This window comes from Paenibacillus sp. FSL H7-0943, from assembly GCF_037963265.1.
GTDB lineage: Bacteria > Bacillota > Bacilli > Paenibacillales > Paenibacillaceae > Paenibacillus_AQ > Paenibacillus_AQ odorifer.
Window position 1 is genome coordinate 2,349,422 of record NZ_CP150148.1, and the last position, 13,754, is coordinate 2,363,175.

Annotated in this window: 15 protein-coding genes and 1 other RNA gene; 7 read left to right on the forward strand and 9 right to left on the reverse strand. The window is 43.1% G+C overall.

All coding sequences use genetic code 11. The features are described 5' to 3' along the window. Positions 1–161: 161 nt before the first annotated feature. A complete protein-coding gene (locus tag NSQ55_RS10090; RefSeq protein ID WP_036689267.1) occupies positions 162–332 on the reverse strand; it encodes a hypothetical protein in 171 nt (56 codons plus the stop codon). Between the two features lie 6 nt (positions 333–338). After that, the gene (locus tag NSQ55_RS10095; RefSeq protein WP_036689271.1) at positions 339–572 is read right to left on the reverse strand and encodes a hypothetical protein; all 234 of its coding nucleotides are present in this window, start codon (positions 570–572) and stop codon (positions 339–341) included. A gap of 173 nt (positions 573–745) precedes the next feature. Here NSQ55_RS10095 and NSQ55_RS10100 point away from each other — a divergent pair, with 173 nt between their 5' ends. Then, positions 746–943 carry a cold shock domain-containing protein gene (locus NSQ55_RS10100; RefSeq protein ID WP_036689272.1) on the forward strand — a complete coding sequence of 66 codons (198 nt, stop codon included), beginning with the start codon at positions 746–748 and terminating at the stop codon, positions 941–943. A 214-nt stretch (positions 944–1,157) separates the two neighbouring features. Here the strand turns inward: NSQ55_RS10100 and NSQ55_RS10105 are convergent, their stop codons facing one another. Further along, positions 1,158–2,408: an MFS transporter gene (locus NSQ55_RS10105; RefSeq protein WP_076125115.1), complete on the reverse strand. Its 1,251-nt coding sequence runs from the start codon at positions 2,406–2,408 to the stop codon at positions 1,158–1,160. 193 nt (positions 2,409–2,601) lie between these two features. On the opposite strand from NSQ55_RS10105, the gene NSQ55_RS10110 reads away from it, so the two are divergent. Both NSQ55_RS10110 and pfkA read left to right on the forward strand, forming a co-directional pair. Further along, on the forward strand, positions 2,602–3,684 hold the full coding sequence (locus tag NSQ55_RS10110) for a tetraprenyl-beta-curcumene synthase family protein (protein ID WP_036689648.1): 1,083 nt from the start codon (positions 2,602–2,604) through the stop codon (positions 3,682–3,684). Between the two features lie 66 nt (positions 3,685–3,750). Continuing rightward, positions 3,751–4,722 (forward strand): 6-phosphofructokinase, encoded by a 972-nt coding sequence (gene pfkA, locus NSQ55_RS10115; protein ID WP_036689277.1) that lies wholly within the window; start codon positions 3,751–3,753, stop codon positions 4,720–4,722. A gap of 71 nt (positions 4,723–4,793) precedes the next feature. Here pfkA and NSQ55_RS10120 read toward each other — a convergent pair whose 3' ends face one another. The 4 genes from NSQ55_RS10120 to NSQ55_RS10135 form a co-directional block, all read right to left on the reverse strand. After that, positions 4,794–6,167 (reverse strand): MATE family efflux transporter, encoded by a 1,374-nt coding sequence (locus NSQ55_RS10120; protein WP_076301223.1) that lies wholly within the window; start codon positions 6,165–6,167, stop codon positions 4,794–4,796. A gap of 135 nt (positions 6,168–6,302) precedes the next feature. Then, positions 6,303–7,514 (reverse strand): putative glycoside hydrolase, encoded by a 1,212-nt coding sequence (locus tag NSQ55_RS10125; protein ID WP_076125118.1) that lies wholly within the window; start codon positions 7,512–7,514, stop codon positions 6,303–6,305. A gap of 231 nt (positions 7,515–7,745) precedes the next feature. Beyond that, positions 7,746–7,934, reverse strand: a complete 189-nt coding sequence (locus NSQ55_RS10130) for a hypothetical protein (protein WP_036689649.1) — start codon at positions 7,932–7,934, stop codon at positions 7,746–7,748. A gap of 180 nt (positions 7,935–8,114) precedes the next feature. Further along, positions 8,115–8,948, reverse strand: a complete 834-nt coding sequence (locus tag NSQ55_RS10135) for a YitT family protein (protein WP_036689285.1) — start codon at positions 8,946–8,948, stop codon at positions 8,115–8,117. A gap of 335 nt (positions 8,949–9,283) precedes the next feature. Between NSQ55_RS10135 and NSQ55_RS10140 the strand changes: the two genes are divergently transcribed. Beyond that, a complete protein-coding gene (locus tag NSQ55_RS10140) occupies positions 9,284–10,936 on the forward strand; it encodes a DEAD/DEAH box helicase (RefSeq protein ID WP_036689288.1) in 1,653 nt (550 codons plus the stop codon). Between the two features lie 127 nt (positions 10,937–11,063). On the opposite strand, the gene NSQ55_RS10145 is transcribed toward NSQ55_RS10140, so the two are convergent. Then, positions 11,064–11,162 (reverse strand): hypothetical protein, encoded by a 99-nt coding sequence (locus NSQ55_RS10145; protein ID WP_036689290.1) that lies wholly within the window; start codon positions 11,160–11,162, stop codon positions 11,064–11,066. Between the two features lie 186 nt (positions 11,163–11,348). On the opposite strand from NSQ55_RS10145, the gene NSQ55_RS10150 reads away from it, so the two are divergent. The 3 genes from NSQ55_RS10150 (at position 11,349) to NSQ55_RS10160 (ending at position 13,030) form a co-directional block, all read left to right on the forward strand. After that, the gene (locus NSQ55_RS10150; protein ID WP_076125120.1) at positions 11,349–12,185 is read left to right on the forward strand and encodes a DUF624 domain-containing protein; all 837 of its coding nucleotides are present in this window, start codon (positions 11,349–11,351) and stop codon (positions 12,183–12,185) included. A gap of 104 nt (positions 12,186–12,289) precedes the next feature. Then, positions 12,290–12,481, forward strand: a non-coding RNA gene (gene ssrS, locus NSQ55_RS10155) — 6S RNA. A 159-nt stretch (positions 12,482–12,640) separates the two neighbouring features. Then, complete coding sequence (locus NSQ55_RS10160) at positions 12,641–13,030, forward strand: DUF1499 domain-containing protein (RefSeq protein ID WP_036689295.1); 390 nt, start codon at positions 12,641–12,643, stop codon at positions 13,028–13,030. Between the two features lie 189 nt (positions 13,031–13,219). On the opposite strand, the gene tpx is transcribed toward NSQ55_RS10160, so the two are convergent. Next, complete coding sequence (tpx, locus tag NSQ55_RS10165) at positions 13,220–13,738, reverse strand: thiol peroxidase (RefSeq protein WP_076125122.1); 519 nt, start codon at positions 13,736–13,738, stop codon at positions 13,220–13,222. Positions 13,739–13,754: the final 16 nt, after the last annotated feature.

A 13,754-nucleotide genomic window follows, 5' to 3' on the forward strand; every position in this document is an offset into this window, starting at 1 on the left:
TACTGTGGATGATATTTCACCCGGTAGCAAGCTGAGCACAAGTAGAAGAGGGATGGACTTGAGTGTAATAGGCATGACGTCCTCCTCTTTGAAAAGTAGAGTCAGCTTATTATGTCCTGCTAAGTCCTGATTATTAATATTTAGTCTTCTTTATATGGTAGTTATGCCAACAAGCTATAAATAACAAAGATGAAAGCAAACAGAATCATTACGACCGCAGCCATGGCCATGCCCCGCTTTAGTTTCGGCGGGACACGATCCTTGGTCATAATTAATACTGCGCCTAGACAGAGGACTAGGACAACATAAATCGTGAGATTTTCGTTATTCATTTCCTGTTATACCTGTTTGAAAGCTGCAATGATGTTTTTGTACTCTTCTTCATTGTCTTTATAAGATTCTTTGTTGAAGCGGTTATTCACCCATTGCATCATCGCTGGACGACTCAGGAAGGTATGTGTTTCTTCTCCCCATTGATCGGAAATTTCGCGGAGTACAATGTAGCGGCCTTGAACTTCTACCGTCATCATATTCCATTTGTCTGTTTTGTATATTTCATGTTTTTTGATCATTATCATTACCACCCTGGCGATTTTTGGCTTTTGGCTCAATGATAACGCACTGGAGAAGGGAAAAGCAAATTAAATCATATATTAAGGGTTGGGTTTGATTGATTTGAACAGAAGATTGCAGTATACTATAGTTATACGCCATATATGGCGGTTATTTTTAGGAGGTTGTTCAATTGAAAGGTACAGTAAAATGGTTTAACGCAGAAAAAGGTTATGGTTTTCTTCAAGTAGAAGGCGGCGAAGATGTATTCGTACACTTCTCAGCAATTCAAGGTGAAGGATTCAAGACTTTGGACGAAGGTCAAGAAGTAGAATTCGACATCACTGATGGTAGTCGCGGACCGCAAGCTGAAAACGTAGTAAAATTATAAGAAACAGCAGGACAGTTAAGCTGTCTGCTACAAATATATAATTTACTTGGCAAGCCCTTGCAAGAGTGGTTACCAACTTACAGAACACAGTTCTTTCGGGAACTGTGTTTTTTTACGCCCACTATAGATGTTCTCCTAAATGAAAAAGGTCGTTTCACTCCAGTGAAGGGGAGTGAAACGACCTTTTTGTATTATGGAATAACACCAACCCTAATTATAGGGAGGCTTTTTTGTTCTTTTTTCTGAAATAATTGATCGGCTCCAGGTTGGATTTCAATAAATGCTGTCCCAGAAACCCTGCAAAAGCAAGCAAGCTGAAACCCGTAGCCACTATATAAAAAATATAACGCCCCGCCTCTTGATAAATAATGCCGCCAAAAGTACCGCTAAGCAGCCCAGAGGCACTTGACCAAACGACGGTGAAAATGGCAAGACCTGTTGCCCGAAGGCGATCCGGGATAATCCGGGTGATATAACGGACAGATGTTACATAAAAAACACCAAATGATATACTGTGCATGGCTTGAATGGCAATCATTGAGCCTGGATGATCCGCCAGGGACATCAAAAGAAAACGCAGAGCATACATCAGACTCCCCAAGGCCAGCAAGGGCAATTCTTTGAATTTGTCGCCGTATCTGCTGAGGATAAATAATACAGGGATCTCACTAAGAGCTGACGCGAGCAATGCCCAGCCAATGATTTCCTCACCTGCGCCTAGTTGTTTTAGACTGATCGTCAGAAAGGCTTCGTTCATTCTATGGCCTAACGCGAGTACAAACACACAGCCGAAGAACCACAGCACCTCTTTTTGCAACAATATATCTTTAAGTCCATTTTTGCTATTATCAGCTTCAGCTGTGTCCTTATCTTGATTCGTTGTTTCTATAACAGCAGGTCTCTTAACATCCTTAAGACCTAGGGTAATTAAAAGTGCAGCGATAATGATGATGATACATAGGGTCAAGCTCCAAGTAGAGCCCAATGCTCTTAATGCATAGCCAACGGTTAGAGCAAAGAAAGAGTAGCCTAAGGAGCCAAAAACGCGAATGGTAATGAAGTTCCGTCCGTGCCTTTCGGCAACTTTGATAGCCATTGTATCGGCAAGCGGAAAAACTGGGTAATAGAAGAAGTAGAAGAAGGACAAAATAAGCATGACAGATGAAAATTCGGCCGCTCTGGCTAATAGAAGACCAGTTACTAATTGACCCGCAAGTAGTATGAACATGATCTTTCGAACGGTGCCTAACTTATCGCTTATCATACTCCAGAATAGATTGGATAGGATGGAGATAAGGGGGCCGAGGGAATACAAGTAGCCTATCTGAGAACTGCTAAACCCTAAATGTGTGTAGAATAAAGGAAAGTAGGATACTACAAGGACGCTGGTACCATATATGGTAAAGAGAAAGGAACGCAGCCAGTTTTGATCACTGTAAAGGCTGCCGGTCCGTTTTGAAAACATGGATTGCACTCCTCCGAAATTGAAATATGCCTAGTATAGCATAAAGCAATGGGGAGATGTTTTTAAAAACTGCTGTATTTCTGAATCTTTCATGATTTTACGAAAGTGATTTTGTTGTTTGTACAAATACGCCTGATCATATTATAATAAGTGGTGATTTGGATAAGGAGACAACAATGTGGAGGCACTGTCATTGAGTGAATTAGAGCAAGGCCGTTACCTTAGCCCGCGTGGTCCACTGGGACTTATGAACAGGGTCTATAAGTACGTGCTGCCGGAAGTGAGAGAATGTCTCCATTTCTGGCGCCAAGATGCGAACGGGATTCCCGATCCCGAGCTCCGGAAGCAAGCACTTGCCAGCATTGAAACTAAAGAGTTTCATTGCATAGGCGGTGGTATTTATGCCGCCGGCAATTTATCGATGAAACATATACTGATTCCGCTAATTGTTGCTTATCAAACTATCAGTGATTATCTGGACAACTTATGTGATCGCAGTACTTCGCTTGATCCTGCAGATTTCAGGCTGCTGCATCAATCTATGCTGGATGCTATTGATCCAAATGCTGAGCCAGGTAATTATTATGCGCTTCGAAGTGAACAGAATGACGGCGGATATTTGTACAGGCTGGTTCGTAAATGCCAAGAAATGATTTCTTTGTTGCCAGGTTATTCCGCTGCTGCAGCGGAGATTCGAGAACTGGCTGTGCTCTATACAGATTTACAAGTGTATAAGCACATCCGCCCGGAACTCAGGGAAACAGCCCTGAAGGAGTGGTGGGAGGAACAGGGCAGTCGAGCGCCGCATCTGCAATGGAATGAGTTTTCGGCTGCAACGGGATCAACACTAGGTGTATTTATGTTATTTCTTTCCGCATGTGATCCGAAGCTGAACCAAGCTTCTGCGGCTTCGATTCGAGCTGCGTATTTTCCGCATGTATGTGGTCTGCACATTATGCTGGATTATCTGATTGATCAGGAAGAGGACCGAGCAGGCGGTGATCTTAATTTCTGCAATTATTATGATGACACAGATACCATGCTGAGTCGGATCGCTGCAATGGTTGAGTGGGCCCGTAAGGATGTTCGAAATCTTCCAGAGTCTTCGATGCATCGTATGGTGATTGAGGGATTGCTGGCACTTTATTTATCTGATCCCAAAGTTAGCGAACAGCGGGAAGTTCGCTCTGTATCTAAAAGCCTGATGAAAGGCAGTCCGCTTACAAGACTGTTCTTCTTCGCTAACAGCCGTTGGATACGCAAACGCTTTTTGTAACCATGTCGCGAAGTTGTTTTTATAAGATGTATCAGGCTTCGCACAATTTTAAGGAGGAACAACAGAATGTCTAAAATTCAAAAAATCGCAGTATTGACTAGTGGTGGAGATTCACAGGGAATGAACGCCGCTGTTCGTGCGGTTGTAAGAAGCGCACTTTATTTCGGTATTGAGGTATTTGGGGTGCAACGTGGTTATCAAGGTCTGCTGAATCGCGATATTTTCCCAATGGATCTTCGCAGTGTAGGGGATATTATTCAACGTGGCGGTACTGTTCTGCAGTCTGCAAGATGTCTGGAGTTCACGAAACCGGAAGGACAACAAAAAGGCGCGGATATCCTTAATGAACTGGGTATCGATGGTCTAGTAGTTATCGGTGGAGATGGTTCTTATAAAGGAGCTAACAAATTAAGTAAACTTGGTATCAAGACTATGGCTTTGCCAGGTACGATTGATAACGATATCTCCTTCACAGACTACACTATCGGGTTTGATACAGCGGTTGGCGTTGTTGTAGACGCTATTAACAAGTTGCGTGACACTATGTCCTCCCATGAACGTTCTTCGATTGTAGAGGTTATGGGACGCCACTGTGGCGATATCGCGCTGCATGCTGGACTGGCTTCCGGAGCAGAAACAATTCTTGTGCCGGAAATGCCGTATGATTTGAATGAAGTTGCTGACCGGATGCGCGATAACTTTATCAGAGGTAAACGTCACAGTATCGTAATTGTTGCCGAAGGCGTTGGCAAAGGTGAAGATGTGGCTCAAGCTCTGAAAGACCGTCATGCTTCTCTGGATGCACGTGTTACTGTACTCGGACATATCCAACGTGGTGGAACACCAACTCCTGGAGACCGGAATCTGGCTAGCCGTCTTGGCGATTTTGCCGTACGTAAGCTAATCGAAGGTGAATCCGACAAGGCTTGTGGTATCATCAAAGGTGAATTAACTCTTACAGATATTGATCTCGTTGTAAATACGAAAAAGGGCTTTGACCTGGAGCTGTACGAGCTGGCTTCCCGTCTTTCCCAATAATTAGCGACGCTATATATAAAAAGGAACAGCTGCGAGATGCGCACTGTTCCTTTTTTGTGTAATATGGATCGTTAACTCTGTGGTTGTTCCTGTGTGTATTGTGCGGCATAACGCCGTTGAACTTTGATAAGCCGAGACAATAGCAGGGTCGCACCGATGGCAAGACCGGTGATAAGACCAATCCAGTAGCCGAATGCTCCTAGATCTGTATAAGTTGCAAGTACATAACCTGTAGGTAAGCCAATTACCCAATAGGCAATAAAACAAATGATAAAGGCTGGGTTAACATCCTTATATCCGCGAAGCGCCCCTTGAGTAGGTGTAGCAATTGCATCTGAGATTTGAAAAAAGATTGCATAGATCAGGAAATGCTGAATCAACGAGATGACATCGGGTTCATCTGAATATAGACCAGCTACATGATTTCCGGCAAACAAGAGTAATAAAGCTGTGGCCAGCGAAAGGATTGCCGCCAGCCCGATACCCATTATGGCATATTGGCGTGCATCCTTTTGTCTGCCAGACCCGGTCTCGAAGCCGACGAGGATGGTAAGGCTGATGCAAATACTGAGCGGAATCATATAGAGTGTTGTTGCAAAATTAATTGCTGCCTGATGCGCGGCAATTGTTACGGTATCAAATCGGCTCATTAACAAGGTTACAGCGGAAAAGACAGCCGTTTCGAAAAAAATCGAGAAACCGATGGGTACTCCGATTTTAAGCAAATCTTTAATGCTGTTTAACGATATGAAGTAGAAATTACGGAATAATCTGAGATTTACAAAGGCCTGAGAACGATATATGAACAATAGAGCAACGGCAAATATAACCCAATAGGTAATGGCTGAAGCTACCCCTGCACCAACACCCCCGAGACGAGGGAATCCGAAGTTCCCGAAGATGAGCAAATAGTTCAAACCTACATTTACAGGCAAAGCTATTAGTGTAATACACATGGATACGCGTGTTTGCCCTAAAGCGTCTATACAGCTACGAAGTACCGTATATCCAAACAGGGGGATAATTCCGAACGAAATAGAACTGAGGAAGCGGAAAGCAACATCTCTTACACCAGGCTCCAAGTTCATAAAATTAAGAATAGGTGACAAGGCAAAGCTGCCAATCAGCAAGACGATGATCGAAACAATTAGTGACAGCCAAATACCTTGTGTGACTTGAAAGGCGACATCCTTATCTTTTTTGCTCCCGATGAGCTGTGAAACAATAGGTGTGATCCCCATAAGAATACCGCTGAGACCGGTTTGGATTGGAATCCAAAGACTAGTTCCTATCGCAACTCCTGCCAGATCGACGGTCCCGAATTTACCGGACATATTAGTATCAAAGAAGGTGATCGCGGATAAAGCAATTTGTGTAACAAGGATTGGGAATAAAATATGAAAAAATTGTCCTGCCTTTTGTTTTAAAGAGGTGGTCTGTATCATAATTCTGTGCCTCATTCTTTATGATTTTTCATGGAATAGGTTAAATAGTTCAATAAGTTTCCGTTAAAAGACCCGGCAGACGCCGGGTCTTTAGCATACGTATATCAGATCAGCTATAAATAATAAGGGCTGTATTCATTGTTTTTCGTAATCAACATCGGCTGTATAGCGATTGTTGGCGTTCCAGAGAAGGAACTCATCCACATTCTCATCTTTCAAAGCGCGGATTTGATCTTCCACCTGTTTTTTACCATATTTCACATAATGACCACTTCCGAGCCAGCTTGCTGTAAAGTCTTGAATCCAAGGCCGAATAACGGGTTTGTAGCTGCCCAGTGGATCAAGCTTCTTATGTGTATCAACCATGGAGCCTTTGATTGTAGCGTAAGGATCTAAGTCGGGCTCTTTCACGCCAAACCATCCCGTTGAATAGTGACTTGGATAAACCATTGGACTGATAACATCCACATTCTTGGATATTTTAACAAAGTCTTGGCCGATACCCTCAGCAGGGGCAGATGCGGCATATCCAAAAATATCTACGGACACACGGACACCAAGTGGAGCTAGTTCTGCTTTGGCATATTTAACAAAATTAGATACAATTTCTACGCGTGAATCACTGGTTTTAGTGTATTTAAGGGTTTCAGCGCGTTTTTCGAATCCTTCCGGAAAACGAACATAGTCGAACTGAATTTCTTTGAAGCCGAGCTTAACAGCTTCCTTGGCGATATCCACATTGTATTTCCAAACATCTTCATTATAAGGATTAACAAAGCTGTCGCCGCCTTTATTCTTCCATACAGTGCCATCAGAATTAACAAAAGACATCTGCGGGTTCTTCTTGGCAAGAATGGAATCTTTAAAAACAACAATCCGGGCGATAGGATAAACATCATGTTTCTTCAAACGTTCCATTAACTTGCTGATATCTCCAATAAAAGGCTGAGGGTTACCAAGCTTCTGAAGGTCGGCATTATCGGTCTTATACGTGATATAACCCGCATCGTCCTTAATGTCTATAACCATTGAGTTAAGTTCGGTTTGGTCAAGCAATGTAAGCAGCTTTTCCATTCGTTCCCCACCAGCACTGTAGGCGGTAACATAAATGCCTTTTACTTTGGGTGCATCTGGCTGTGGATCGGTGTGTAACATACTTTCTGAGTTTGTTGCTTCAGGTGAAGCGCTTGGAGCTGGAGTTGCTACATTCGAATTGTTGTTTTGTTGTGCAATGATGGGGGGATTCATGGCGGACTTCAAAGCGATCGCCACTTCAGCGTCATGTTGGTTCTGTTGTACGCCTACGCTTCCCAAGGCCATCATCAGTAGAGCCCAGGTGATGTTCATTCGTTTTTCTCTCCCTTTATGTACTTTCCCCTAAATTATATAGGAACGGTTGCTCCCAAAAAGAACAGTGTTGTAACAATATTAGCTCAGATTGGGAATAAAAAACCGCCTTTGTTGTTTATAAACGAGATGTATGGATTCGAAACGGTATGAAAAAAGTAAATGCCGCCTTAAATCGGCAACAGGGCCGAACCCAAGGCGGCAACTATCAAGACTTCTCTTGCGGCTTGCTCATTGAAGATACGCAGAATTCTGATGTTCACAGATGCTGTAATGGATAATATCCATGGCATCTGCAGGTTCCAGAATACTTAGCCCGTCTCGCAGAACGATTACTGAATTTAATTCGTCCTGTTTGAGAAACGGCATCATATCAGGATACCACCTCATGACGATTGCTGACAGTTTTACCGTTTCCATTTCCACAAAAATCACCCTTTCCTTTTTCGATAGTTCTGAATAGATTCAGTGTTCATCGGAAAACGAAGTGCTTTGGAAAAAAGAGGGGTAAATCTCAATCTTTATGAAATTGTTAGGGTTCTGCGTGTGTATAATATATCATAATTCTGAGTTTGGTGCATTTTCCAATACTAGGAATTTTTATTTCCTCATTTTGTCTTTCCGGAAGGAGCCCATGACACCCACTGTTTCAACAATATTTACAAAAGCTTGAGGATCTGTCGTGCGGATGATACGTTGCAGCTCTGCAAGTTCGTAGCGGGTTGTTACCGTCATTAGCATGTCCTTTTCAACGTGAGAATAAGCGCCTTCTGTTTTAATCTTTGTGACACCTCGTTGAAGGCCTATCAGATGTTGCAGTAATTCATCTGTACGGTTTGTTACAATATATACGGTTACTTTTAAGTGGCTGATATGAATCATATCCAACACTTTACCTGTTACATATATAGATACCATTGATGAAAGTGCTAAATTCCAGTTCTGGTCAAGATAAGCGGCCGCCAGGATAACTAGTCCATTTAAACTTACCACTACATTACCGACCGGGAAATCACGGTATTTAGTGATAATTGAACCCAAGATGTCAAAACCTCCGGAAGAACCTCCTGCACGAAAGGAGATACCACAGCCAATCCCAACAAGAACTCCGCCAAATACAGAGGACAGCAGCATATCTGTAGCCACCAGATGCTCAGGAATCACCGTTAAGAACCAGGTTGTAAACACAACGGACAACATGCTCATAATAATAAATCTCCGGCCTAACTGGAACCAGCCTGCAGCCAGCAGAGGAATATTAAAGAGCAAGTATAGGAGGCTTATGTTTAATGGAGTGAAATAACCCACTAACATGGAAAGCCCAGATACGCCACCACTTAGTAAACGGTGTGGAATTAAAAATAGATTAAATCCACTGGCGATTAGTGCTGCCCCTAAAAAAACAACCAAACAATTCAAAATCTGTCTTAACAAGTAAATCCACCCTTATATATATATTTAAAAAAATAAAACATGAAAGCAATGAAAAGAAAGGAACCCACTGGTATTCTCACATGTGTTTGTGATATAATGTATAGGATATTCTTGAGTAGAACGTTACAATGGTATTTTTGCATTGCATCGGATGTAAAGCTACAGTTGCTCAGGTACAACAAGGTACCTGATGATTAGGGAGGCTTTTCGTCCCAAAAGCGCTATATCATGCAGAAAATAGAGCATGATTGGACAGCCTATAAATGTGTTTACCGCTACTTAAGAATACAGACAAGCATGTGGAATGTCCACTGTATAGAAGGAGCATGAATAATTTGAAAACATTCGCAGAATTTGGCTTGGAGCCAAAAGTGCTACAAGCAATCACAGAGTTAGGATTTGAGGAGGCAACACCGATACAGGAACAGTCGATCCCATTAGCATTGACTGGGTCGGATCTGATCGGTCAAGCTCAGACTGGTACAGGTAAGACTGCTGCTTTTGGTATCCCCCTCATTTCGAAGATTAACCGTGAAGACGAAAAAATCTTGGCCCTTATTATGGCACCAACTCGTGAGTTGGCCATCCAAGTATCAGAAGAAATTGGTAAGCTAAGCCGTTTCAAAGGTCTTCGCTCGTTGGCGATTTATGGCGGACAGGATATTGGACGTCAAATCCGTGGATTGAAAAAGAAACCACAAATCATTATTGGTACACCTGGTCGTTTGCTCGATCACATCAACCGTAAAACGATCCGTTTGGATGATGTTCAAACCGTTGTATTGGATGAAGCAGATGAAATGCTGGATATGGGTTTTATGGAAGATATTCAGACTATCTTGAAGCTCGTTCCTGTAGAACGTCAAACCATGTTGTTCTCTGCTACAATGCCACCAAACATTCAACGCCTAGCTCAACAATTTCTTAACAACCCGCAACATGTCTCCGTTATTCCGAAACAAATCAGTGCCCCACTGATTGATCAAGCTTATGTGGAAGTGCCTGAGCGTCAAAAGTTTGAAGCTCTTAGTCGTTTGATTGATATGGAATCACCTGAATTAGCTATCGTATTCGGACGTACTAAGCGCCGGGTTGATGAGCTGGCTGAAGCTTTGCAAAAACGCGGATATTCTGCTGATGGATTGCATGGTGACTTGTCACAGAACCAACGTGATGCTGTAATGCGTAAATTCCGTGATGGCAGCATTGACGTGCTGGTAGCTACTGACGTAGCGGCACGTGGTCTGGACGTATCCGGCGTAACTCACGTAATTAACTTTGACTTGCCACAAGATCCTGAAAGCTATGTACACCGTATTGGTCGTACAGGACGCGCAGGTAAAGAAGGTACGGCTTGGTCATTCGTTACTCCACGCGAAATCGATCACCTGCATTTGATCGAACGTGTTACTCGTCACCGGATTACTCGTAAACCTTTGCCAACAATGGCTGAAGCTATTGAAGGTAAACAACGCGTTACTGCTGAGCGTTTGCTTGAAGTGGTAGAAAGCGGAGAGTTGAACGAGTACAAAGGAATTTCTATTCAATTGCTTGAGCAATATGATTCCGTACAATTGTTGTCCGCAGCTATGAAGCTTCTCACTGGCGACAAGAAGGATTCCGCAATTGAATTGACTCCTGAAGATCCAATTCGTGCTAAACGTCGTGGTGGCAAAAATGATATTCGCAGTGGCCGTAAACCTAATGGTGGTTATGGCGGAAACCGTGGTACTTCCGGTGGCAGCGGTAGCGGTGGCGGATACCGTGGTAACCGTGATAATAACGGTGGCGGTAGTCGTGGTGGCTATAGCAGCGGTGGCAGCAACTACGGTAGCGGCAGTGGCGGCTATGGCGGTGGCTATAAAGGCAACCGTGATGGCGCACCAGCTCGTGACGGTGGTGCAAACCGCAGCGCAGAGCGTAAACCATACACTCGTCCAAGCAGCACGAGCACTCGTCCTGCAAAACGTGAAGATTTCGATAATTAATACTTCGTCCAGATACCAAAGAAGACGAGATGCCGCATTGCGGTTCTCGTCTTCTTTTTGCTGAAATATAAGGATGTTTGGTGAATTGTTGTGTCTTTAGTAGGGCGCGAATTTGTTTTGTGAGATATTAGTATCCGAATGTACGAGTGATGATAACGAGCAAGATAAACAATACGAGGATCGTGCCTGTAGAAGTCCAACCGCCGAAGCCAACAGGTGTAGACATGAGATAACCTCCTTTAGAATGTGGGGATTTTGGTATTTCTTATGGTTACAATCCTAATATATGGACTATAAAGGCTTTACGTATAGACGATAGTCTATAATTCAGAAAGTTGGGCTATGGAAATGAGGAGGTCAAATGAGGTATAGTTAAGATATGTAGTATGTAAGAGACAGAGGAGGAAGGGAATTGGAGTTTAAAGGAGCAATGGGCGGCTTATACCGCGTCACAGAATGGATTTCACGTATCGCAGGAAGTAATATCTTATGGGCACTATGTTCCGCCCCGTTTTTGTTTTTTGGTGTTTTAAAGATGATTATGTTAGGGACAGGCGCAGGTGGAGCGAACGAGCAAATTACATTGAACTGGGCAATGGGGATTCTAGCGCCCTTTACGGTGTTTCCAGCTTCAGCCGCTTTATTTACTGTAGTACGTAAGTGGGTAATGGGGAATACGGATGTAGGAACTTTTCGTACATTTTTTCAGGGGTATAAAGAGAACTATGTAAAAAGTATGCTCGGAGGAGTTATCTATACATTGATGTTCGTTGTTATGTACGTTGATGTAACAGTTTACATGACACAAATGCCTAACTTCAGAATTGTTGGTATTTTGATGTTGGTGCTGATGATACTTTTGTCGGTATCCATGTTTAACTTCTTTTCCATTGTGGTTCATTACCAAATGGGCTTCAAGCAAGTGATGACCAATTCTATATTGCTGACTATAGCACGCCCAATTCGTGTGTTCTCTACATTGATTGCAGCCGCGGTTCTTGTTTATATCGGTCTTAGATATCCGGCTCTGTATTTCATTTGTATTCCAACGTTGATTGCAATGGCGGCCTTCTTTAACTTCTACGCTACTTATAATAAGCTACAGCTGCAAGTAGAAAAGAAGAAACTAAAAGAGCAGGAAGAAGCAGAAGCAGCAGCATTGAACAATCGGGCGGATGAATACGACGACGATGACGATGACGATGACTACGAGGATGAAATTGATGAAAAGGACACCAAACGCATTTAACAAAATGCTGGATTAAGCGTTGGATATTTCCAGGTAATTAATTCCTGTGTAAAAATAAAGCGCATACAGGTTTACTTTTTCGTTAAAACGCAATATAATAATAACAAATCCTGCGATGTACGTTACGGTTACTCGTTGTTTTGAACCAATGATAATGTCTTGGGAGATCTACACGAAGCGCAGCTGAACCGCCCTGTCTATATGACTTGGGGAATTCAAAAACGTTTTCTGCGATCACCCACCTGCTCTAGCAGGTTCAGAAGACACTGTAGCCGGACGGCATAAGCGGGTTTTCTCTTGTTTAAGCCAAGGCGCCCTGTTTCCCGTGAATAATGGGAGCGGGCGCTTTTTTGTATGTCTGGAATAAAGGGAAAGTGAGTTATACCCTTTTGTTCCTGAGACAAGAGTGTTACACTTATAATAATGAACTTGGGATTTGTAGAGGGGGAAGAATTTTGTCGTTAAAAAGAACCTTGGTTGGCTTATTCCGCAGTCATGATGGAACAAGCGACCGCGCCAAAGATCCGACATTAAAAACGCGTTATTACAATCTAACTAAAGACAAAGCATGGGAAGAAGTTTCATCAACTTTAAAGAAAGTTCCTGGATTTAAGGTGCTTCACGAAGTGGAGTCTGTAGGTGAGATTACTCTTGAGAAAAGAACGGCATTTGGCCGTACGCTGGACATTACGGTATCGGTGCTAAATACGACGCCTGTTCGTTGTGGTGTAGACATGTATTCTGCATCTAGAGGTTCACTTGGTGATCTCGGGGCGAATTACCGTGTGATTCAACGCTTGTATGCATCTTTGGACAAAAAATTAGGAAAATACAAAGCAGACTGATTTTTAGAGGCCCGTCAAACCCTTCTTGCTTAGGGATAGTATGAATGCGTTTACGTAAACGGTGAGCTGCTCAGTGTGTTATCGATAAATCTTTCTATTACAAAAAAAGCGGGAGAAGGATGGACCTTCTGCCGCTTTTTTAACAGAGATAATTAAGTATTGTTGGAATAACCGCTACTGATTAAAGAATTAGAGCAGCTTCTTCACAGCAGCAATAGCATCTTCATAGTTAGGGTGCTCGGTCATTTCACTCAAATATTCAACATATACGATCTTGTCGTTCTTATCCAGAACAAAGATGGAGCGCATATCTAAGCGGAATTCTTTAATCAGCACACCATAGGCTTGTCCAAATGAGGTTGCTTTGTGGTCGGATAGAGTAATTACTCGATCGATACCGGCAGCACCGCACCAGCGAGCTTGGGCAAACGGCAGGTCCGTGCTTACCGTGAGAATTACCACATCGTCACCAAGCTCTGCGGCTTCACTGTTGAACCGGCGGGTCTGTGCGTCACATACCCCGGTATCAAGAGAAGGGACAACACTGATTAGCTTGATTTTACCGGCATAATCACTTAGAGACACGTCTTCTAGAAGATTCTTGCTCAGAACAAAATCGGGTGCAGGATCACCAGCTGTTAGCTTAGGTCCTACGAGAGTGATGGGGTTGCCTTTAAAAGTAGCTACGCCTGTTTTTTCTTGCGTCATATCCTTGTTTTCCTCC